The organism is Pseudomonas sp. St290 (genome assembly GCF_018325805.1).
GTDB lineage: Bacteria > Pseudomonadota > Gammaproteobacteria > Pseudomonadales > Pseudomonadaceae > Aquipseudomonas > Aquipseudomonas bijieensis.
This window is the reverse complement of the sequence record NZ_AP014703.1, coordinates 4790375-4810277: the sequence shown is the minus strand read 5'-3', so window position 1 is coordinate 4810277 and position 19903 is coordinate 4790375. Positions and strand designations below refer to the sequence as shown.

The following is a 19903-nucleotide window of genomic DNA, read 5'->3' as shown; positions in this document are numbered from 1 at the left end:
TCCAACACGAGGCGGCATTCCTCCAACTTCGCCACGGATTGCCGCCGTACGCTGACGCTTCCAACAGGACTTTTATCAGGATGAACATGCTCGAGTATGTCTTTACCCCGGACCTGCCAGTGACCTTGCCGGTTGTCGGCACCCAACAGCGTTTTCCCGTCGGCCGGGTCTTTTGCGTCGGTCGCAACTACCCTTGGCCTGATACCCAGGGTGAGTCCCGGGTGCCACCGGTGTTTTTCATGAAACCTGCCAGCAGCGTGGTGGAGGCGGTCGGCGAAGTGGCGTTTCCATCGGTGACCGAGGAGTTTGTCCACGAAATCGAACTGGTCGTGGCCATCGGCGAGGGCGGCGCTCATATCCCGGAAAGCCAGGCGCTGGCCTATGTCTGGGGTTATGCCGCCGGCCTGGATCTGACCCGGCGTGACGTCCAGCGCATGGCCAAGCGCAACGGTTTGCCGTGGGAGGGCGCCAAGGTGTTCGACGGCGCCGCGCCAATGACCGCCATCGTGCCGGTCTCGCGGGCGGGGCACCCCGAAGGCGAGTTGTGGCTGAACGTGAACGGCGAAGAGCGCCAGCGCGACAGCCTCGATAGTCAGATCTGGTCGGTCAGTGAAGTCATCGCCCGCATCTCCCAGTCGGTGGCGCTGCGGGCCGGCGACCTGATCATGACCGGCAGCCCGGCCGGCGTCGATGTGCTACAGCCGGGCGATGTCATCAGCGCCGGCATCGACGGCATCGGTCAACTGGAAATGCGCGTTGGTCCGCGACCTTGAGTCCGCGTTTGTCTTACTGATTTCGAGAGGGGAGAACCCACATGTCCAACACATTGAAAGTGGCCTTGGTGACCGGTGCCGGCAGCGGGATTGGCCGTGCGGTGGCCCTGGGCCTGATGGAAGACGGCTACACGCTGGTATTGGCCGGCCGCCGTCCAGAACCGTTGCAAGCATTGGCCGAATTGGCGGCCAGCCAGGGCCGCGAAGCCTTGGCGGTGCCCACCGATGTGCGTGATCCGGCCGGTGTCGATGGGTTGTTTGCAACCATCGCCGAGGTCTACGGACGCCTCGACGTGGTGTTCAACAACGCCGGGGTCAACGCGCCTGCCGTGCCGCTGGATGAGCTGACGTTCGAGCAGTGGCGAAACGTGATCGACACCAACCTCAACGGTGTCTTCCTCTGCGCCCGTGGCGCCTTCGGCCTGATGCGCCGACAACAGCCCCAGGGTGGACGGATCATCAACAACGGTTCGATTTCGGCCCACACTCCGCGGCCATTCAGCAGTGCCTACACCGCCAGTAAACACGCAGTGCTGGGGCTGACCAAATCCCTGGCCCTGGACGGGCGTGAATACAACATTGCCTGCAGCCAGATCGACATCGGCAACGCCCTCACCGAAATGTCGGTGCGCATGACCAAAGGCGTACGCCAGGCCAACGGCACCATCGCGGTGGAGCCGATGGTGGACGTCAAGCACGTGGCCGACGCGGTGCGCTACATCGCCGGCCTGCCGTTGTCGGCCAACGTTTTGAACATGACAGTCATGGCCACGGCCATGCCGTTTGCCGGTCGCGGTTGAGCCGGTTTTTTATTCGCTGCACGAGGTTTTTATGAAGCCAGAAGTCCTACAGCTCAGCCCGATCCTGATCCCTGAAATCAACGCCCGGCTCAGCGAGCTGTTCACGATACGACGCTATTTCGAACAGGCCGACAAACAAGCCTATCTACAAGAGCACGGTGCCAATATTCGTGGCGTGATCACTGGCGGGCACACCGGCATCAGCCAGGCGCTCATGGCACAACTGCCCAAGCTGGAAGTGGTGGCGGTCAACGGCGTCGGTACCGATGCCGTTGACCTGGCCTACGCCAGGGATCGCGGAATCCGCGTGACCGCCACCATTGGCGCGCTGACCGAAGACGTTGCCGACCTGGCCATCGGCTTATTGATTGCCGTGTGCCGCGGCCTCTGCACCAGTGATCGCTACGTGCGCTCCGGCCAATGGCCCCAGAGCCCGACGCCATTGGCCCCACTGCCATTGGCCCGCCAAGTATCCGGCATGCGCATCGGCATTGTCGGCATGGGTCGGGTCGGTCGCGCCGTGGCAACCCGCGCCGCCGCGTTCGGTTGCCCGATCAGCTACACCGACCTGCAGCCCATGAGCGACGTGAACCACACCTACGTCGCCGACCTCAAGCAACTGGCCCGCGACAGCGACGCCCTGATCCTCGCGGCGGCTGCCGACAAGGCTGAAGCCATCATCGATGCCGAGGTGCTGCAAGCGCTGGGCAAGGGCGGCTACCTGATCAACGTGGCCCGCGGCAAACTGGTTAACGAGGCCGACCTGGTGGTGGCGCTGACCGCCGGGGAAATCGCCGGTGCGGCGCTGGATGTGTTTGTCGATGAGCCGCATGTGCCTGAGGCATTGTTTGGTAATGAACAGGTGGTGCTGCAACCCCACCGCGCGAGTGCGACGTTGCAGACCCGCACGCGGATGGGGGAGATGGTGGTGGCGAGTCTGGTGGATAGTTTTGCCGGGAAGGTGCCGTTGGGGTGTGTGACGGGTTGAACGGGTGCCTCTTCAGGGAAGCTTGAAGGGGCGATGCATCGCGTCAGTCATATCCGGGTGGGAGCCGCGTCGCGACCTGGCTCCAACACCTGACAATCTCCTTGGCAATGCTGCCGCGGCCTTTCCTGGGCTCAATCCCATCGCTTGCACTGAGGTGCTCCAGCAGCCACTCATCCGTCCATCCCGCCCACTCACCCGCAACGGACCTGAGGTTGGCTTCGAGCACCGGGAATACTTCATTCCACAGGATGCTGTGGATTTCCTTTGGCGAATAATCGGTTTCAACGACCACGCGAGCGATGTAATCGTAGGTCAACTCGTCGATCTCGGTATCCAGGAAGAGCGATGAAAGGGCTTGCCAGATTTTCAGGCGGGTCGGGTCGACAGGGTTCATGTTTTTGTCTCGGGATGTGTAGGTGATAACCCGTATGGCCCAATGCTGCCGGCCCAATCGCCTGCTTGCCACAGTATGAGTCCAGTTGCCGCCAATAAACCGTAGTTGTGAAAAAACACAACCAGAGTACCATCGGCTCAAAGACAAGGACGCCCATGGATATACTCACGCCATCACGTTTTGACGACGCTGCGATTTTGTACCCAAACGACAAGGCCGGGCTTGATCGTTGCCTGCGCATTTTGAAGATGGCTCGCCCCAAGGCGTTCGCGGACCTGCAAAAGCTTTTCGGTACGCACGGTGTCGACTTGTTCAAGCCCAGAGCCGTAATGAATTGGGTGGTGATCGACGTAGGTGGCAATAACCTCAGGGTGATAGGCGGAGTCAACTACGCCCGGCAGAAGTTCTACGTCAAACACATCTACACGCATGCCGATTACGACGTTGCCAATGTCTGGTATGCAAGAAACAAAGGGGTAAGACGATGAGCGCAGCCCGGAACGACTTTCAAACCGTGATCGCAACGCTTGGCGAACTACACGCCGTACTGGATCGCCTGCGCGGTGAGTTTGTGCATGGCATCAAGACCCCTGCCGACTATGAGCGTGCGACCGATTTGCTCGATGAGCTCACCGACGGGCGCGAACTGAGCAAGACCGAGGAGAGAGTTCTCGTTGAACTCGAGGATGAAATCCTGGCCTACCAGCGCGACTCCGACCAGTTTCGCGAATCGAATGCTGCTTTTGAGGCGACCTGCACGCCTGTGCAATTGATCAAGGATCTGATGGAGACGCACGGGCTCACGGGTTCAGACCTCCCTGAAATCGGCGATAAGACGGCAGTGTCCAAGGTCCTCAATGGCGATCGGCCTATCAGCCACAAGATGGCGTACGCGCTGGCAGAGCGGTTTGCGATGGAGCCGAGTGCTTTCTTGACCGCAGGCCCGGCAGAGGCGGCTCATATCGAAACTGTTCGTCTTCCCGTCAGGAAAACCTCAACGTATGACCGTTTTCGCAGTGACTCCATGGTTGCACATTCAGTGGAAGAGGCCGGCGCCGGTGAATACAAAGTGATGGCTTCGAAGGCCCGCAGAAAGACAGTCAAAGAGCCAGACAAGGAGTAGGGCAATCGTCTGCTGATCAAGGGGCAGGGTCGCTTGTCGATCCACGGGAATTGAGGATGATCCGCACCCCCATGATCACTCCCACAAGCACAGCCGCAAGACCTGACATCTCCAGAAGTGTCGGCAGCCGACCATGAAACCACAAGCCAAGTAGCGTCGCGAACAGCGACTCCAGGGCGATCAATTGTCCGGAAAGCACCATGGGCAAACGCCGGGACGCGGCGTTCCAGGCCCAGGCCCCGACAACGGATGACATCAGCGCAATCACGAAACCCCAGAGATATAAATCCCCCGCAACGGAGACACCAAAACCCAGGCTCGGCAGTTTGAGCAGGTCGAGCGTTTGTACCGCCGGTAACAAGCACAAGGTACCGATTCCGGCGCCAGCCATCATCAGGCCCGTCCATGCGCCTGCCGCGTGGGGTGGCAGCGTTAGCAGGGCGCGCTGGTTCAACCAACTGAAGGCGAGCCACAGGAGCACGGCACCGATTGAAAACAACAAGCCCATCAGCCACGAGCCATCGCTTGCAACGGGTTGATGGATGGCGCCGAGATTCGATAGCAGCAAACCAACCGTCAAGAAAACCAGTGGGATCGCCAGCTTTCGCCATTGGAGGGTCTTGGTCGTGGCGTTGCCCAGCAGTGCCAGCAAGACCGGCACCATTCCAATGAAGGCTGGGGTCAGCACCGGCCCGCCGAAGATGATGCCGGCGGCGATGCAGGCGCTATAGCCAAGGTAGCCGATCACGCCCAGGCCGGCGGCCAGAAGCACTTGATCGCGGCGCAGGAGCCGAAGTTGGGCGCGATAGAGCAGCACGACACCCAGCCCCAGCGTGCCGGCGATCAGGAACCGGACGATCATCAAGTCATAGATCGTGTAGGCGCCGGTGACGTAGGGCGCAATGAAGTTCAACGCCCAGCTCAGCGTCGCGACGACTGCGAGGGCCAATCCGGCGATGAGGTTTGAGTGGGGCTTCACTGTCACGCGGATTCCCCGTCAAACCACCAATGAACGTCGACTTTAAAGGGGGTACCTCGGAGTTTTTTGTCGCTGAGGGTAAGTTGTCGCAAGGTGATGTCCTTATGCGGTTCAATGGGGCTGAGCGCATCCAGTGTAGGCCGCGAAGTGACATGATTGGATGTGCAACCTGGTTTTTCCGACATCCGTTCTGCAGGTCGACGAGTAATTTCGATAGGGAAGTTCCCCTGGACGTAAAACGTTAGAAAAGGAATTCATCTTGGAAGCCATCCCCACGTTCCAAACCCACCGCCTCATCCTCACCCCACTTGAACTGACGGATGCGCCGGCGATTCAACGGTTATTTCCACACTGGGAAGTGGTCCGTTACCTGGATAGCCGCGTGCCCTGGCCTTACCCGGATGACGGTGCGTTGACGTACGTGCGCGACCATGCGCTCCGCGCGATTGCAGCCGGACGCGAGTGGCATTGGATGATCCGTCTTGCCGAAAATCCGGCACAGAGCATCGGCAGCATCAGCCTGTACGACCAGCCCGGCAACAACCGGGGTTTCTGGCTGGCGCCGCAATGGCAGGGGAAAGGCTACATGAGCGAAGCGTGCGAGACGATCAACGCCTATTGGTTTGAAACGCTGGAGCGTCCCGTCATGCAGGTCCCCAAGGCGGTGGGCAATGATGCTTCGCGCAGGATTTCGGAGCGCGAAGGCATGCGCATGATCGGGACGCAGCAGGGGGACTTTGTCTGTGGGACATTGCTCAAGGAAGTTTGGGAAATGACGCGTGAGGGATGGCTTAAAGCGAAAGCTTTATCGAACACCTGATTCCCACGTCGCCCAGAGCATCCCCTCGAGGTGGTTACTGACCCGCCAAGGGACGCCACGCGGTGGTCTGCAGATAAGGCCACTGTTTGAGCAGTAGACCGCGCGTTGTTTCTACGTCCTGCAAGGTTTCAGTGCAATTGACCATCGCGGTAAAACTGCGAGTGGTCAGCATGAAACTCTCCGATCCCATCGCCTGGCACTGCTCGCTGGCGCCGATGGGTTGGCAGAACATCGGTTGCATTTTCACGTCGTAGCCTTGGGCCCGGGTGAATGCCTGGAACTCTGGCATGGCCAGGCGAGCCGGTGTGCCGGTCAGTGCCGGGCCTTGCCAGACGGGGGTGATGAGGCCTCTTGATGGATAGTCGCTCAGTCCCTGGACTTGCCTGGCCTCGAACAGGGCAAAACAGAACGAAATATTTGCTGCGCTATTGCTCGCCGGGGAAGTGACGGCAGTGGCCAAGGGACGCGTCGGCGCAGCGACAGCCGCAGGCGCCACCGAGGGGGCCAAGCCCGATGAGTCGCCTATTTCCACCAGCACGTCGATGGGGGCCCGGTAACGCCATACCTTCAGCGGCGCTGTGAAACCAGGTCGAATACGGCTGGCGACAGCGGTCAGTTCGGCCGGGCTATTGACCGAGGTCCCGGCAATTTGCAAAACGATATCGCCGGCCAACATGCCTGCTTTTTCAGCGCCGCTTCCTGGCACTGGCCCCAAGACCAAGACGCCGCTAACCGCGGCTAAGCCGAATTGCCGAGCCACCGTTGGTGTCACAGGGGTGATGTGCAGGCCCAATACACCCGACTGATTAGACATCGGTACGGGCATTGCCGCTGACGTCACGGGCGTTGGCGCCACCGCAACAGCACTGGGCGCAGGGACGCTGCCAGCGGAACAGTCGCGTTGTGTGGCGACCTGTTGGATCACCAGGTTGACGGGGTCGGCCGCCATGTTGGGATGTTGTTCCCAACCCCGTTTGGTAGCCAGGAACGTTTCACAATCCATGGCGTAGTAGGTCGCCGGGTCTCTGACCTTGCGCAGGTATTCCGCTGTTTCGGCTCGCTCGGCGGCGCTGTACATGGGGTTGACGCAAGACGCCAGGAGAGGGAGGAGCACCAGCATTCCGGCAAGGCATTTTGTCGACATGGGCTTCTCTGAGGTCGTGACGTTTAGGCAGGTCCAGGCAAGGTACTCTTTGGCCATCATTCTGTCCAACCTCAACCAGGCACTGTGCTGTCGTGGTGATTGAGGCGAGTGACATCCGGGCAAACGTGCATTCGATATACAACTTAAAGGCACTTTGCCATGATGCGGCACGATCCATTCGAATCAAGCACCGAGAAGCGAAATGTTTGCTACCGCCTTCAAATCAAGCGCCAGGCTCGCCGTTGTACTGTCTTTCACTGGCCTGACGGGCTGTGCCTCTGATGGTGGGCTCGGTGAGGCCGCAGTGGTCGGTGCGATGCTGCTTCCCATGCCGGGTGGCGTCGACACCAGCGTAATGACCAGTGCCGTAGGCCTGGCGGCCGGCGCCTACGTGGTCTCTTCGGTCGCGACTGCGGACTCTGCCAGCGTCTCTCCCGCGACTTCCACGGTCGCCGTGCCCCAAGGCCTGCCGCCCATTGACCTGCAAAAACTGGTGACCCGGGAAACACCTGACCGGTATCGCTCCAAGTCCTGTGAGTACATCGAAATGTCCCTCAGCGAGGTGCCGATGTACCAGGCAAGCGCTGAGCCGATCATGAAGCAGGTCGCCACGGCTCGAAAAGAAGCGGCCAGCCAGGTATGGCTTGAGAAGGGTTGCCAGCTTGCCAATTTACCTCGCGGTAAGATCGGCGCCAGCATCGATACCATCGATCCGAAGCGGGCCATGGCTTTGGCGCAGCCACCTGCCGGTGTTGTTGTGTTGGCGACCGTTCCGGGTAGTGGTGCTCAACAGGCCGGGATAGTGCCTCAGGACGTGATCGTGGCAGTTGATGATCGGCCTATCGCCGATTCAATCGATTTCAGGGTAGCCGTTGCAAAAGCGTCAATTGGCTCGCGGGTGAGTCTGAAAGTATGGCGAAACAACGCGTTTAGCGTCGTTCCGGTTCTGGTGGGGCCTGGCGGCACTCAAGTCTCGATGACCCCAACGGTGATGGCGAACGGTGTAGCGGCTGCGATCCCGGCGAATGCAATGTATTGCACTGCCGTGCTGACCACCCAGCATACGTACGGCGCTGCCGTCAGCCCGGTCAAATTGATCGCCGGAGTGACGAGCGACATGCAACCCTCACTCAAAAGCTATATCGCCAAAGTGAAGCAGGAACAGCCCGGCGTTTGGGGGGATTTCAAACTCAACAGTGCCGTTTGTGCCCCCGGCGCTGTTGTTTGCATGGCCGAGGCCAAGGGACCGACCGGCAAGACACAGAACGCTTTCGAGTTCTGCCATGCGACACAAGCCAAGGCAGATGCTGAACTGGCCCAGATGCGCCAGGGGGATCCGAAAGCGGTGCTTGTTGATTGGCCTTGAGCTGTAATCGTTCTCTGCGGTTATGATCGGACGGTTTGAAGCGCTGGAGTGCCCGTGATGCCAAGGCACTGGGCAATCATGCTTCGTGCAAAGGGCTTCATCTTCAACAGCGATCAAGGAAGACCACATGCAACCGTCACTCAATCGAATCATGCTGTATGTCCGGGACGTTCAAGCGACCTGTGATTTTTACGAGCGTCACTTCGGCTTTAGCCATGAAAAAAAAGCCGATGACCGCGTCACCGAATTGAGCCCTGCAAACGGTGGCGCGATCCTGATGGTTCACCCGGCGGGCAAGGCCGTTAAAACAGGACAAGTCACCGTAAAGCTGGTCTTTGATCTCCAGGATGTCGAGGGCTTCAAGGCAAAGTGCCTGGCCCAGGGCCTGAAGTTTGGCGCTACCCACAAGGCGGATGGTTACTCTTTTGCCAACGCCAAAGACCCCGACGGCAATTCCATTTCCATCTCCAGCAGAGCGTTTGCATGCAACTGAGCTTTCATAAGATGCATGCCAATGGCGATGACTTCGTCATTGTCGACTCGCGAAATTCGGCCAACCCGGTGACAAGTGCCATGGCCCGGCGCATGGGGGATCGGAACCGAGGTGTTGGGTTCAATCAACTGGCGGTACTGCTCGATTGCGACGATGCCGATGCGCGTGTGATGTTCTGGAACGCAGATGGCTCCGCGCTGGACGTTTGTGGCAGCGCGACGCGGGGGGCTGCGGACCTGCTCATGCGCGAAGCTAATGTTACTTCGGTGGCCTTGCGCACTAACCGTGGGTTGCTTACTTGCGAACGTACCCCAACCGGCGACATTTCCGTCGACATGGGTGTGCCGCTTTTCGGCTGGTCGGACATTCCTTTAGCGCAGGAACTGGACACCGCTGCCTTGCCACTGGCCGGCAGTCCAGCCGCGTGCAGCATGGGAAATCCTCACTGCACCTATTTTGTCGATGACCTGGCTAGCGTGGATATCGCGACGATCGGCCCGGCCATCGAAACCAACGCGCTGTTCCCGCTCAAGACCAACGTGCATTTCGTACAGATCATTGATCGCACGCGTGTTCGGTTGCGTATTTGGGAGCGCGGGGCGGGTATTGCGCTGGGTTCAGGCTCTTGTTCGTGTGGGGCGGTTGTTAACGGGATTCGTCGTGGTTTGTTGGACAGCACCGTTGAAGTTGAATGTGATGGTGGAAGCGTGACGGTGCGATGGGATGGCGTGGGGGCGGTTTTTCTTATCGGGCCGGTGGAGGCAAGTTTTTCGGGGACGATGAGCCAAGGCTGAGTCGGATCAGCGAACGCCTCTGGTCTCCATGATCCTGAGCCACGGCCAGCGAGCCTGATAACTTTTCGCCTTCTCATCGAACAAATCTGGCTGGGGGTTCTTTGGATTGATACGAAGAACACCTTGCTCTATGTCGTCCAGGCCATAGGGCGCATAGACGTCACCGGTTTCAACATCCAACCCGATACACGTCCCCGCAATCAAGTAACGATCAATGCCATCCTTGGCCGACTGAAGCTGAGGATATGGCTTGCCAAACCGCTGACCGTACCAAAGGTGGACGCGGGCCTGGTTCTTGACCTCGATGTTGACGTCCAGGTCCTGGAAGAGACGCTGGGCGGCGTTGATCACTTCATTCTCGGCTTCCCAAGACAGGTCAGGGTCGAAGTAAAAAACGTCGTAATCCTTCACGCCCCAAGCCGGTGGCCGTTGCGACTGAAGATTCCAGACGGCTTGGAACAGGCAGCCAGCGGTGAGCATGCATTGATTCAAACCGAGTGAAGGTAGGCGCGAGGTGATATGCGCGTTGATTGGATTGGTCATTGCTATCCTGACCAACCGTTCGACCGTCAATGTCATATTCATCCTTTTGGAATCGGTCCGGTCCTGGCGCCCCGACAGATGTTTGAGCAAAATCAGGTGAGCCAAGGCACCAAGTGCATAGATCTCAAGGACACCCAATGATATTGCAAAGCAGGCCAGTGATGGCTGATGACATCAAGACCCTCTGTAGTTTGGCGCAGGACGCTCGGGAACTGTTCTATATGTTCCCGAAAGCTCAATACCCTCTGACTGAGGCTCAGATGTCTGACGCCATCGCTCAACGATTCGATTCGACGATCATCGAGGCTGGGAACCGTGTCGTTGGTTTTGCTAACTTCTATCGGGCTGAAAAAGGTGGGGTTTGCTGTATCGGCAATGTCATCGTTGCCCAAGAGGCTCGAGGTAAAGGCGTTGCAACCTTTCTTGTGGAAACGATGACGGCCCTGGCGTTCGACCGCTATGACGCCACTGAGGTGCAAGTATCGTGTTTCAATGAAAATACGGCAGGCTTGCTGCTTTATCCAAAGTTGGGCTTTTTGCCCTTCGCTGTCGAAGAGCGAGTTTCTCCAGATAATCGTAGAACCGCACTCATTCATATGCGTCGCGTTAGATCGGGCCGCCCCTAGATTCTTTTGAGCGGCCACCCCCAGAAAATGCCTGAAAACCCAAGCCGAGCCCAACGCGACTGATTTACAATACCGCTCCTTCGACAGAGGCCGGCATTTCGTGGATGCGTTTTCCCTTGTCTACCAACACCTGAATGCGTGGGTCATCGCGCCCGTCACCCAGCAGTTCTTCGGCATTTTCAACCTGAACGGTCGGTTCGGAGTCCTGTTTCTCTGCGCCTCCTACGGTGTCGCCTATGGCCTGTTTCGTTTCAGAAAACACCGCCGCCTGACCGATGCTCGTTCGTTCTGGCAATTCATCGGTGGCAGCCAGGTGTATCTGCATCGTTCGGCATTGCTGGATTATCGCTACTACTTCGTACGGGCCATTCTCAAGATTGCCTTGGTGTTGCCCATTGTTCATCTGGTGGACCCGTACATTCTGCGCTCTGGAGATTACTCGGCTTTTTTCAGCAACCTCTGGGGCGCTCGTCCGCGTCTGGGGGAGAACCTTTCGCTGGCGTTGTTCTATGGGCTGGGGGTGTTTCTGGTGAAGGATTTCGTCCACTACTGGGCGCACCGGGCGTTTCATTCGCGCTGGCTCTGGGCCTTTCACAAGGTGCATCATTCGGCGCCCGTACTGGTGCCGGCCACGGCGAGTCGTGTGCATTTCGTGGAGAAGATCGTCGAGAAACTCGGTATCACCGCCTGCCTGGGCCTGTTCGCGGGTGGTTTCTGGTATGCCTGTGGGGGGGAGATCAGTCGCTACACGTTGTTCGGTGTGACGTACCTGGTGTTCATTTTCAATAGCCTGGCGGCGAATTTGCGTCACACCCATGTCTGGCTGTCCTTTGGCCCGGTGCTGGAACACGTGCTGAACAGTCCGGCCCAGCACCAGATCCACCACAGCGATGCGCCCCGTCATTTCAACCGCAATTTCGGCGTCAACCTGTCGCTATGGGACTGGATGTTCGGCACGCTTTATGTCACCACTTCGCAGCCCGAGCACTTGCGTTTCGGCACCGGAGAACAGGACCACCAGCGTTACCTGACGGTGTATAGCTTGATTGTCACGCCTTTCGTCGAAACTGCTCGCAAATGCCTGCCCGCGTTTTCATATCCAGGCCAACACGCCACAATGCACGCCACGCCAGCCATCGGATCAGTGAGTGCTGAGACGAGAGAGGCCGAGCGAAATCCAGCAAGGAACGCCCATGAATTTCTTCAAGAAGCTCCTCGGTTCGTCGAAAAGTCCTGAGCCCCAAGCCCAAGACGTGCCGCAACCCCACGAACAGAGCAACCTGACCGAGGCTGAAGCGGCCAACCTGGCCGTCCGGGAAGCCGGCGAAGCTTGCCTGGATCGTCATTGGAATTCTGTCGGCACGGTCGAGCGGGATGTCCTTTCCTACCTGATCAGCCCGAGCTTTTCCGGCGGCCCATACTGGCCTTCGACCCGCCAGGCCTACCGCGTGGTTCGCCGTGGCGACACGATCATCCTCGCCACCGAAGGCCTGTCCGATCCGTTCGATGATACGGAAGGAATGGGCAACGGTTTCGAGATGGAATTGTTCGTCGAAACCGCAGATATCCCCGAGCACGCCCGCGGCGCCGTGGGTGAGGTCGATCCTTTCAAGCGCAGTTGGGTATTCGAGCTCCTGGAGCACGTCGCTAAAACGGTGGCCGACGCTGGCGGCATCACCCACCAACTCGACCAGTACGGGGCGCTATCCCTTGAGCTTCCCGGGCTCAGCCAATCGCACCACATGAGCGATCAACTGCCCAAGCTCTTCGTGACCGATGACGACTCCACCGGCGTCCTGCTCGGCGCCCCCGAGCCGGATTTCCCTACCCAGCTGGATGACATGCCCTTGTCCCCGGTCAGATTGGTACCGGTGGTCTTGATCACGGCGGCGGAGCTGGAATACGTCCGTTCCGGTGGGCGAGCGGCGCGGGAGGATCTGGTGAGCCGTTTGAAGGCGGCGGGGGTAGGGCACATGAGCAGCCTGCATCGGGCGAGTGTGGTGTGATACCGAATGGAGTCGCCCCCACAAAATGCCCAAGTGAACGGTCGCTAGATTTGGTACCCCATCCCACCCAATACCTTTCGAGATATCAATGACTGACTACCGCGGACTCATCCTCGAAGACACCCGTGAAGGCGCCACCGACCAGGCTATCGCGCAACTGGAAGCCAGCCTGGGCGCCCGCTTGCCGGACGACTATCGCCAGTTCCTCAAGACCTGCAACGGCGCCTACGTGGAATACGATGTGCTGGCCACGCTCGCCAATGGCGATGAGGAATTGCTCAGTTTTTCGCTGTACGGGCTGGATCCGGACCAAGAGTATGAATCCAATCCCTTTGAACTGGAGCAACTGCGGGCACAGCCAGGCTTCCCCGCAACGGGATTGTTGCCGATCGGTCGCGATGGCGGCGCAAGTATCCTGCTGCTGGATTTGCGGGAAGGGCGCCAGGACGTGGCGGCGATGGTGGCGGGCTTACCTGCCTGGACTGGGCGTCGTCAGGAGGGCGATGAATATGTGGTGTTGGCGGATTCTTTCAATGGTTATCTGGACTCGCTGCATCTATCGGAAGAGCGGATCGAGGAGCATATCAACCACTTCATCATCAGCCCTGAGAGTATTGAGGCGACGTTGGAGTGGTTGGATAAGGGGAGTCCGGGGTGGCGGGAGCGGTATCGGGCGTTGTGGAATGCGAGGGTTTTGGATCGGACGATTTAATAACTAATAGGCGGAGGGATCCGTTTTTATGCATACATACAGCGGGCTGCTTTTGAATCGAAAGGAGCGGTCATGAGTGATCGCTTTCGGCCAAAAGCGGACAATCAGTTAACGCATTTCTTATGCACTTTGCGAAATTCAAAATCTGATCTTGGAGTCGCAAGGGGAAAAAGGGCGGGATTAACCCGCCCCATTTTTTAGCTCCGCACGAACGCCAGCAGATCTGCGTTAATCGTCTCGGCGTTGGTTGTCGGCATTCCATGAGGGAAGCCCGGGTAGATTTTCAACGTACTGTTTTGCAGAAGTTTGGCCGACAAAACCCCTGCATTTTCATAAGGCACGATCTGGTCATCATCACCATGCATTACCAGGACGGGGATCTTGATGCTCTTCAAGTCTTCGGTGAAGTCAGTCTGAGAAAACGCCACGATCCCATCATAGTGTGCCTGTGCACATCCCATCATGCCTTGTCGCCACCAGTTCAAGACAATGCCCTCGGAGGTCTTTGCACCCGGGCGGTTATAGCCGTAGAAAGGCCCTGCAGGAACGTCGTGGTAAAACTGTGCCCGGTTGGCTTTCAGTTGTGCCTGCAAGTCGTCGAACACTGACTTCGGCAGGCCGCCAGGATTGTTCGGTGTCTGGACCATCAGCGGTGGCACGGCACTGATGATGGCCGCTTTCGAGACTCGGTCTTCGCCATGGCGAGCGATATAGTGAACGACTTCGCCGCCGCCGGTGGAGTGCCCGACGTGAACTGCGCCTTGTACACCCAGGTGATCAACTACGGCCGCGACGTCGTCGGCGTAGTGGTCCATGTCGTGTCCATCCCAGACCTGGCTGGATCGCCCGTGACCGCGCCGATCGTGTGCTACAACCCGGTAACCTGCACCCAGGAAAAAGAGCATTTGCGCGTCCCAATCATCCGCGCTCAGTGGCCATCCGTGGTGAAAAAAGATGACCTGGGCATCGCGTGGCCCCCAGTCTTTGTAGAAGATTTCAACACCATCTCTTGTAGTGACATACCCCATGTTCGTATCTCCTGAATGAAGTGGAGGCCTTCATCGAATCGCGTTCCGATCATGGCCTTGAGTTAACAGAATGCAGCCCTTCCGGTAGGCAGTTCAGAGTGCGTTGCTGGATTAGCCTGCGCTTACTCACGAACGCCATGACGACCAAGTCACACGTTGCGCTTGGCCGCCCGATGACTTTAGGTTTAAAGTCAACTTTAAGGTCAATAGATTTTTCAGGGTGAGGTATGAGAATAGGCGAACTGGCGAAAATCAGCGGACTGGCACCGTCACGCATCCGTTTCTATGAGGCCAGTGGCTTGATCAGCTCCGTTGAGCGCAAGGCCAATGGCTACAGGGACTACGCGCCCGATACCGAATGGGTATTGGAACTCATCACCGGCGCACAAGCGGCAGGTTTCTCATTGGAGGAGATTCGGCAACTGATGCCGATGAATGCCAGTGGCTGGCGGCACGACGAGTTGCTCACTGGACTCAAGCAAAAGGTGGAAGAAATCAGCGTTCTGCAGGAGCGGCTAGCGCAAAACAAAGCTCAACTTCTGCTCGTCATCAAGGGCATCGAAGATAAACCCGAGGGCATGGCGTGTGGGGATAATGCTCAAATGCTGATAAATCGTCTGCGTGAAGAGGGGGTTGGCAAAGCTTCAGATAGGCCCGCGGTAACGTCTTCTACAAAAAAACACACCCGTCAGGCTTCCGGAGCCTGACAGGCGCAAAAGGTCTCAGCGCTCGCCAATCAGGCTGGCGAGTGGCTTGGGCGCATAAAGCGCACTCTGGAACTCTGGCACGTATTCGTACTTCATCATTTTCCCCAGCTTCAGGGCACGGAGGTAATTCGACAGACTGCCGTCGCCCAGCGTGAGGGTGGCCGAATCAGCGTCGCGGCTGGAGCCGTGACTGAGCTGGCGGGAAACCGCATACCCGTATGCCAGTTGGCCCTGATGATCGAGATTGGTGAAGCTGCTGGTGACGATATCGACATCGCGAGAGAGGTTGTCGAGTTTCTTCGCTTTGAAGGACACGTCGACTTTTCCGGTCTGGCTGTCGGTGATGTTATAGACCACAGATTGGGCATCTTCTTTGCGGTCAATACCGGTCAGCCATTTAGGCAGGTTGTAACCGACGACACCGCGCACCCGTGCAAGCTCGGTATTCACCGGCAGCTTGAGCACATAGCCCCAGAAGTCGCCAGACATCGACTGGCCAATCAGTGTGAACGGACCCAGATTGGCTTTGCCTGGCTTGTTGGTGATGATCGACACGGCCACTTCGTTATAGGCGTCGTTATCACAATGCTCATAGGTGTACGCGGTGAACGCAATCAAGCCGCGACCCGGCCAGATTTGCAGGGGGTGTACGGTTGCCAATACTTCCGGCGGCATCAATGCCCGAAGTGCGTCCAGGTCGGCCGTGTAGACAGCCGTTACCCGACTGTTCTGGTAATAAAAGTTCGGAGAGTATGACTCGAAGCCAATGTCTACCTTGTGCTTTTCCAGTCCTTTGAACCAGCTCAAATCAACACCCGGCAGTTCTGCTGCAATCACCGACAAGGGAGGATTCGAGCGATAACGGTCGTACAAGCCGCCCTTGACGACCGGCACTGTGTGGCCTGCGATATCGATTGTGTTGGTTTCAGTCGGGCTGAGCATTTCAGGCGTCCCCGCCAACGCATGGTTGGCAATTGAGCTGAACAGCAATCCTGTTAATACGGCGCTTGCGAGTTTCAATCGGTCTTTCTCCGGGTGGTGGGAACTACTTGAGGGTTCAGCGAGCTACGTTGTCGCCTGAGAGCACCGCCATCACGGCTTCAGCTACGGCATTGGGCGATTGAGGGTTTTGGCCGGTGACAAGCCTTCCATCAGTGATGGCGAATGACGTGAATGGCAGCCAGCCCTTGCGGTACCGCGCACCTTGGCTCACCAACTTGTCCTCAAGGAAGAAGGGCACCTGGCTTTTCATGCCGGAGAACAGCTCTTCGCGATCAGAGAAACCGGTGATGTTCTTCCCTTTGATGATCAACTGGCCTTGTTCATCCTTCAGATCCAACAGACCCGCAACGCCATGGCAGACGGCCGAGACGATGCCACCTTGGTTGTAGATAGTTTCGGCGACACGCCGCAGGTCGGGATTATTGGGGAAGTCCCACATCACCCCATGGCCCCCGGTGAAGTAGATGACGCTGAACTGGGACGGATCGACATCGGCGATCGGCAGTGTGTTTTGCAGGCGAGCGCGAAAGGCAGGGGACTGCAAATGCTCTCGGGCGGCCTTGTCCATGTACAGCCAACCGAGGCTGCGCTCATCTAGAGGCACCGCACCGCCTTTGGGACTGGCAAAAACTGTGCTGTAGCCAGCTGCCTCCACTACGTCGGTGAAATGCGTCAGCTCAGTCAGCCACAACCCCGTCGTATCGGTTCGTGAGGGATAGCTGGAGTGGTTGGTCAGAATCACCAGAATTTGGCGATTCTTGGCAGTCATTGTGGAAGGGGCGGTGTCAGCATTTGCAAATGTCATGAAAGCGCTACCTATCAGTACCAACGCATAGGAAATAAAGGTCTTGAGCATCATCCGGGTTCCATCAATCAAGCAGGTCGGCGCATGCTCACCTTAAACCTCGCTTTAAGGTCAACCCCGCCTCTGCAAATAATTTCCACTGGTAGCTGCTCACTTCAACTTGACCCTCAACCTGACTTTAACGCTAGCGTCTGATGCTGAATGAGCAAGGCAATAACGCTCGTCACTAATCCACTCGGGAGCCATGCATGAGTCAGCAAGACAACTTTGATACGCAGATGAAATGGATGATTTATGGAGCCAACGGCTACACCGGCGAGTTGATCGCTCGTGATGCTGTAAAACGTGGGCTTAAACCTGTGCTGGCGGGACGTAGCCGAGACAAAGTTGAAGCCCTGGCTCGGGAGTTGGGTCTTGAAGCTCGGGTGTTTGGACTCGAAGACGAAGTACGGTTACTTGCTCAGATCAAAGGCCATGGCTTGGTTCTGCATTGCGCAGGGCCATTCTCAGCGACCGCCGTTCCGATGATGGAAGCATGCTTGCGTGCCAATGCACATTATTTGGATATCACCGGCGAGATTGCCGTATTCGAGCACGCTCAATCCCTGAATGAACGTGCGCGGGCGGCGGGCGTGGTCATTTGCCCAGGCGTCGGTTTCGATGTGGTCCCTACGGACTGTGTAGCCGCTGCATTGAAAAATGCGATGCCGGATGCCACGCATCTGGCATTGGGTTTTGATTCGCGCTCAAGTTTTTCGCCCGGTACTGCTAAGACTTCAATTGAGGGTATGGCGCAGGGTGGTAAGGTTCGCCGTGACGGCAAAATCACCTCGGTGCCGCTGGCCTACCGGGTGCGTCGCATCGACTTTGGTGCCGGAGAAAAGCTGGCAATGACTATTCCATGGGGCGACGTTTCCACTGCATGGCACACCACCGGCATTGCCAACATCGAAGTTTTCATCCCTGGCTCCGCAGGCATGATCCGCGGCGCCCGGTTTGCTAATTGGATTCGTCCGTTGCTGGGTTTGTCGTTCGTGCAGCGGTTGCTCAAAGCACGAATTGGAAAAACCGTGGTCGGCCCAGATCAGGAAAAACGCGCAGATCAAGGCACCTATGTTTGGGGCGAGGCTCGCAACGCCCGTGGTGAGTGCAGAACCGCGCGCCTGCATACCGCGAACGTCTACAGCCTGACGATCAGCGCTGCATTGGCGGTGGTTGATTACCTGTTGCAAATGCGTCCGACTGGCGGGGCTTACACGCCCGCACTGTTGTTAGGTGCTGATCTGGTGACGCAATTGCCAGGATCTGGCGCGATGAACATCGACTGATTCGGAAAAAAGATGTTGACCTTAAAGTTGACTTCAATCTTAAGGTAGTCTCATATCCAGTTGAGGACTGCCCCATGAATGTGTTCGACACCCTGATGCTTCCAAACGGTTCGTCCATCAAGAACCGAATCGCCAAAGCCGCCATGGAGGAGAACATGGCGGACGCCGATCAGGCACCCTCCGAAGAACTGATGCGTCTCTACCAAGCGTGGGCCGATGGTGGTGCAGGCCTGATCATCACCGGCAACGTGATGGTCGACGGCCGCGCCATGACCGGACCGGGTGGCGTAGTTTTGCAGGACGATCAGCAACTGGCCAAGTTCAAGCGTTGGGCACGTATTGGTCGATCCGGCGGTGCGCAGTTCTGGTTGCAGATCAACCACCCAGGGCGGCAGATGCAGTCCAATCTTGGGCAAAAAACATGGGCACCGTCGGCCGTGCCGCTGGATTTGGGCAAACTGTCCAAGCGTTTCGCCACGCCTCACGCGATGACCTCCGGCGTGATTAAGGAAGTTATCCAACGCTTTGCGAACACCGCGCGCCTCGGCGAACAAGCCGGATTCACCGGCGTGGAAATCCACGCTGCCCATGGCTATTTGTTGAGCCAGTTCCTTTCGCCGTTGACCAACCAAAGGACGGACGAATGGGGCGGTTCCCTAGAAAATCGGGCGCGCCTGTTACTCGAAATCGTCAAGGCGGTCAGGGCTGTGGTTTCTGCGGATTTCGCAGTGGCAGTCAAGCTCAACTCCGCCGATTTCCAGCGGGGAGGGTTTACCGCCGATGATGCGAAGAAGGTCGTTGAGCTGCTCAATGGCCTTGGTGTGGATTTGGTGGAATTATCCGGAGGCAGTTATGAAGCGCCCGCTATGCAGGGTGAGGCGCGCGACGGTCGCACGCTGGCTCGCGAAGCCTACTTCGTCGAGTTCGCCCGTGATATCCAAACAGTTGCCAGAATGCCGGTGATGGTCACTGGTGGTATACGTCGCCGCGCGGTGGCGGAAAACGTCGTGCAGAGCGGCGTCAATATGGTTGGGATCGGAACAGCGTTAGCCATCGATCCCAACTTGCCTCGGGACTGGCTGCTGGGCAAAGACAATGCTCCGCAATTGCCGCCGATTACCTGGAAAAATAAAGCCATCGCATCCTTGGCAAACATGGCAGTAGTGAAGTTTCAGTTACGCAAGCTGAGTCGCGCGAAAAAGCCCGATCCGAAAGTTTCACCGCTGCGTGCACTTATCCTGCAACAGCTCGGTATGGCATTTCGCACTCGTCAATATCGACGGTGGGTGGAAAACCGTTTGATGTGAGCCGATACTTTTTTTATTTGAAGAGCTAAGTTTTGTAGTATCGGTCATTACTAACAGGAGCGTCCGCTATTGGCCGAAAGCAGCCGCTCACGGACATCCGCTTCTGCCCGGTAGTCGCCCTTCACGACAGGCAGCAAACGGCCAAAGTGCTCATCCGATCTCGTT

The 19903-nt window shown here is 57.8% G+C and carries 23 protein-coding genes; 16 read left to right on the top strand and 7 right to left on the bottom strand.

All coding sequences use genetic code 11. The features are described from left to right. The first annotated feature begins 80 nt into the window (after positions 1 to 80). From PBDP_RS20795 to PBDP_RS20785, 3 genes are read left to right on the top strand one after another with little or no spacing between them, the layout of a single operon-like run. Positions 81 to 773 carry a fumarylacetoacetate hydrolase family protein gene (locus tag PBDP_RS20795; protein ID WP_109754297.1) on the top strand — a complete coding sequence of 231 codons (693 nt, stop codon included), beginning with the start codon at positions 81 to 83 and terminating at the stop codon, positions 771 to 773. A 41-nt stretch (positions 774 to 814) separates the two neighbouring features. Then, positions 815 to 1573 carry an SDR family oxidoreductase gene (locus tag PBDP_RS20790; protein ID WP_212801261.1) on the top strand — a complete coding sequence of 253 codons (759 nt, stop codon included), beginning with the start codon at positions 815 to 817 and terminating at the stop codon, positions 1571 to 1573. 31 nt (positions 1574 to 1604) lie between these two features. Further along, positions 1605 to 2561 (top strand): 2-hydroxyacid dehydrogenase, encoded by a 957-nt coding sequence (locus PBDP_RS20785; protein ID WP_163857509.1) that lies wholly within the window; start codon positions 1605 to 1607, stop codon positions 2559 to 2561. 43 nt (positions 2562 to 2604) lie between these two features. Here the strand turns inward: PBDP_RS20785 and PBDP_RS20780 are convergent, their stop codons facing one another. Further along, positions 2605 to 2955, bottom strand: a complete 351-nt coding sequence (locus PBDP_RS20780; protein ID WP_109754294.1) for a DUF7079 family protein — start codon at positions 2953 to 2955, stop codon at positions 2605 to 2607. Positions 2956 to 3110: 155 nt separating this feature from the next. On the opposite strand from PBDP_RS20780, the gene PBDP_RS20775 reads away from it, so the two are divergent. Then, complete coding sequence (locus PBDP_RS20775; protein WP_109754293.1) at positions 3111 to 3443, top strand: type II toxin-antitoxin system HigB family toxin; 333 nt, start codon at positions 3111 to 3113, stop codon at positions 3441 to 3443. Continuing rightward, positions 3440 to 4078: a helix-turn-helix domain-containing protein gene (locus PBDP_RS20770; protein WP_109754292.1), complete on the top strand. Its 639-nt coding sequence runs from the start codon at positions 3440 to 3442 to the stop codon at positions 4076 to 4078. Before PBDP_RS20775 ends, PBDP_RS20770 begins: the two co-directional genes overlap by 4 nt. A 16-nt stretch (positions 4079 to 4094) precedes the next feature. On the opposite strand, the gene PBDP_RS20765 is transcribed toward PBDP_RS20770, so the two are convergent. Continuing rightward, positions 4095 to 5063, bottom strand: coding sequence for a DMT family transporter (locus PBDP_RS20765; RefSeq protein WP_109754291.1), 969 nt, complete (start codon positions 5061 to 5063; stop codon positions 4095 to 4097). 253 nt (positions 5064 to 5316) lie between these two features. Between PBDP_RS20765 and PBDP_RS20760 the strand changes: the two genes are divergently transcribed. Then, complete coding sequence (locus PBDP_RS20760; protein WP_109754290.1) at positions 5317 to 5877, top strand: GNAT family N-acetyltransferase; 561 nt, start codon at positions 5317 to 5319, stop codon at positions 5875 to 5877. A 34-nt stretch (positions 5878 to 5911) separates the two neighbouring features. Here PBDP_RS20760 and PBDP_RS20755 read toward each other — a convergent pair whose 3' ends face one another. Further along, on the bottom strand, positions 5912 to 7081 hold the full coding sequence (locus PBDP_RS20755; protein ID WP_212801260.1) for a S1C family serine protease: 1170 nt from the start codon (positions 7079 to 7081) through the stop codon (positions 5912 to 5914). 142 nt (positions 7082 to 7223) lie between these two features. On the opposite strand from PBDP_RS20755, the gene PBDP_RS20750 reads away from it, so the two are divergent. From PBDP_RS20750 to dapF, 3 genes are all read left to right on the top strand, one after another. Then, a complete protein-coding gene (locus PBDP_RS20750; protein WP_116833122.1) occupies positions 7224 to 8387 on the top strand; it encodes a PDZ domain-containing protein in 1164 nt (387 codons plus the stop codon). Positions 8388 to 8514: 127 nt separating this feature from the next. Further along, positions 8515 to 8880 carry a VOC family protein gene (locus PBDP_RS20745; RefSeq protein ID WP_109754287.1) on the top strand — a complete coding sequence of 122 codons (366 nt, stop codon included), beginning with the start codon at positions 8515 to 8517 and terminating at the stop codon, positions 8878 to 8880. Then, positions 8871 to 9674, top strand: coding sequence for a diaminopimelate epimerase (gene dapF, locus PBDP_RS20740; protein WP_109754286.1), 804 nt, complete (start codon positions 8871 to 8873; stop codon positions 9672 to 9674). The genes PBDP_RS20745 and dapF overlap by 10 nt, the downstream gene beginning before the upstream one ends. A gap of 6 nt (positions 9675 to 9680) precedes the next feature. Here dapF and PBDP_RS20735 read toward each other — a convergent pair whose 3' ends face one another. Beyond that, a complete protein-coding gene (locus PBDP_RS20735; protein ID WP_109754522.1) occupies positions 9681 to 10253 on the bottom strand; it encodes a nucleotidyltransferase family protein in 573 nt (190 codons plus the stop codon). Positions 10254 to 10354: 101 nt separating this feature from the next. Between PBDP_RS20735 and PBDP_RS20730 the strand changes: the two genes are divergently transcribed. The 4 genes from PBDP_RS20730 to PBDP_RS20715 all read left to right on the top strand — a co-directional run bounded on the left by PBDP_RS20730 (position 10355) and on the right by PBDP_RS20715 (position 13561). Beyond that, positions 10355 to 10843 carry a GNAT family N-acetyltransferase gene (locus PBDP_RS20730; RefSeq protein ID WP_116833120.1) on the top strand — a complete coding sequence of 163 codons (489 nt, stop codon included), beginning with the start codon at positions 10355 to 10357 and terminating at the stop codon, positions 10841 to 10843. A 100-nt stretch (positions 10844 to 10943) separates the two neighbouring features. After that, entirely contained in the window at positions 10944 to 12080 is a 1137-nt protein-coding gene (locus PBDP_RS20725) for a sterol desaturase family protein (protein ID WP_212801259.1), read from the top strand. Further along, on the top strand, positions 12037 to 12849 hold the full coding sequence (locus PBDP_RS20720) for a suppressor of fused domain protein (RefSeq protein ID WP_212801258.1): 813 nt from the start codon (positions 12037 to 12039) through the stop codon (positions 12847 to 12849). Before PBDP_RS20725 ends, PBDP_RS20720 begins: the two co-directional genes overlap by 44 nt. A gap of 88 nt (positions 12850 to 12937) precedes the next feature. After that, positions 12938 to 13561, top strand: a complete 624-nt coding sequence (locus PBDP_RS20715; protein ID WP_212801257.1) for an SMI1/KNR4 family protein — start codon at positions 12938 to 12940, stop codon at positions 13559 to 13561. A gap of 197 nt (positions 13562 to 13758) precedes the next feature. Here PBDP_RS20715 and PBDP_RS20710 read toward each other — a convergent pair whose 3' ends face one another. Then, a complete protein-coding gene (locus PBDP_RS20710) occupies positions 13759 to 14589 on the bottom strand; it encodes an alpha/beta fold hydrolase (RefSeq protein ID WP_109756468.1) in 831 nt (276 codons plus the stop codon). A gap of 227 nt (positions 14590 to 14816) precedes the next feature. On the opposite strand from PBDP_RS20710, the gene PBDP_RS20705 reads away from it, so the two are divergent. After that, the gene (locus PBDP_RS20705; protein ID WP_071495498.1) at positions 14817 to 15296 is read left to right on the top strand and encodes a MerR family transcriptional regulator; all 480 of its coding nucleotides are present in this window, start codon (positions 14817 to 14819) and stop codon (positions 15294 to 15296) included. A 15-nt stretch (positions 15297 to 15311) separates the two neighbouring features. Here PBDP_RS20705 and PBDP_RS20700 read toward each other — a convergent pair whose 3' ends face one another. Both PBDP_RS20700 and PBDP_RS20695 read right to left on the bottom strand, forming a co-directional pair. Further along, complete coding sequence (locus PBDP_RS20700; RefSeq protein WP_109756517.1) at positions 15312 to 16238, bottom strand: acetoacetate decarboxylase (ADC); 927 nt, start codon at positions 16236 to 16238, stop codon at positions 15312 to 15314. Positions 16239 to 16353: 115 nt separating this feature from the next. Continuing rightward, positions 16354 to 17157, bottom strand: coding sequence for a type 1 glutamine amidotransferase domain-containing protein (locus PBDP_RS20695; RefSeq protein WP_109756469.1), 804 nt, complete (start codon positions 17155 to 17157; stop codon positions 16354 to 16356). 194 nt (positions 17158 to 17351) lie between these two features. On the opposite strand from PBDP_RS20695, the gene PBDP_RS20690 reads away from it, so the two are divergent. Together PBDP_RS20690 and PBDP_RS20685 are read left to right on the top strand one after the other, a co-directional pair. Continuing rightward, positions 17352 to 18431, top strand: coding sequence for a saccharopine dehydrogenase family protein (locus PBDP_RS20690; protein WP_109756470.1), 1080 nt, complete (start codon positions 17352 to 17354; stop codon positions 18429 to 18431). Positions 18432 to 18505: 74 nt separating this feature from the next. Further along, the gene (locus PBDP_RS20685) at positions 18506 to 19738 is read left to right on the top strand and encodes an NADH:flavin oxidoreductase/NADH oxidase family protein (protein ID WP_109756471.1); all 1233 of its coding nucleotides are present in this window, start codon (positions 18506 to 18508) and stop codon (positions 19736 to 19738) included. Positions 19739 to 19903 lie beyond the last annotated feature (165 nt).

Bases quoted from the DNA above. Each gene is read 5' to 3' on its own strand.
- PBDP_RS20710 (WP_109756468.1), bottom strand. From the start codon at position 14,589: ATGGGGTATGTCACTACAAGAGATGGTGTTGAAATCTTCTACAAAGAC.
- PBDP_RS20690 (WP_109756470.1), top strand. From the start codon at position 17,352: ATGAGTCAGCAAGACAACTTTGATACGCAGATGAAATGGATGATTTAT.
- PBDP_RS20695 (WP_109756469.1), bottom strand. From the start codon at position 17,157: ATGATGCTCAAGACCTTTATTTCCTATGCGTTGGTACTGATAGGTAGC.
- PBDP_RS20750 (WP_116833122.1), top strand. From the start codon at position 7,224: ATGTTTGCTACCGCCTTCAAATCAAGCGCCAGGCTCGCCGTTGTACTG.
- dapF (WP_109754286.1), top strand. From the start codon at position 8,871: ATGCAACTGAGCTTTCATAAGATGCATGCCAATGGCGATGACTTCGTC.
- PBDP_RS20730 (WP_116833120.1), top strand. From the start codon at position 10,355: ATGATATTGCAAAGCAGGCCAGTGATGGCTGATGACATCAAGACCCTC.
- PBDP_RS20785 (WP_163857509.1), top strand. From the start codon at position 1,605: ATGAAGCCAGAAGTCCTACAGCTCAGCCCGATCCTGATCCCTGAAATC.
- PBDP_RS20705 (WP_071495498.1), top strand. From the start codon at position 14,817: ATGAGAATAGGCGAACTGGCGAAAATCAGCGGACTGGCACCGTCACGC.
- PBDP_RS20770 (WP_109754292.1), top strand. From the start codon at position 3,440: ATGAGCGCAGCCCGGAACGACTTTCAAACCGTGATCGCAACGCTTGGC.
- PBDP_RS20685 (WP_109756471.1), top strand. From the start codon at position 18,506: ATGAATGTGTTCGACACCCTGATGCTTCCAAACGGTTCGTCCATCAAG.
- PBDP_RS20745 (WP_109754287.1), top strand. From the start codon at position 8,515: ATGCAACCGTCACTCAATCGAATCATGCTGTATGTCCGGGACGTTCAA.
- PBDP_RS20795 (WP_109754297.1), top strand. From the start codon at position 81: ATGAACATGCTCGAGTATGTCTTTACCCCGGACCTGCCAGTGACCTTG.
- PBDP_RS20700 (WP_109756517.1), bottom strand. From the start codon at position 16,238: ATGCTCAGCCCGACTGAAACCAACACAATCGATATCGCAGGCCACACA.
- PBDP_RS20720 (WP_212801258.1), top strand. From the start codon at position 12,037: ATGAATTTCTTCAAGAAGCTCCTCGGTTCGTCGAAAAGTCCTGAGCCC.
- PBDP_RS20735 (WP_109754522.1), bottom strand. From the start codon at position 10,253: ATGACATTGACGGTCGAACGGTTGGTCAGGATAGCAATGACCAATCCA.
- PBDP_RS20775 (WP_109754293.1), top strand. From the start codon at position 3,111: ATGGATATACTCACGCCATCACGTTTTGACGACGCTGCGATTTTGTAC.
- PBDP_RS20755 (WP_212801260.1), bottom strand. From the start codon at position 7,081: ATGATGGCCAAAGAGTACCTTGCCTGGACCTGCCTAAACGTCACGACC.
- PBDP_RS20790 (WP_212801261.1), top strand. From the start codon at position 815: ATGTCCAACACATTGAAAGTGGCCTTGGTGACCGGTGCCGGCAGCGGG.
- PBDP_RS20715 (WP_212801257.1), top strand. From the start codon at position 12,938: ATGACTGACTACCGCGGACTCATCCTCGAAGACACCCGTGAAGGCGCC.
- PBDP_RS20780 (WP_109754294.1), bottom strand. From the start codon at position 2,955: ATGAACCCTGTCGACCCGACCCGCCTGAAAATCTGGCAAGCCCTTTCA.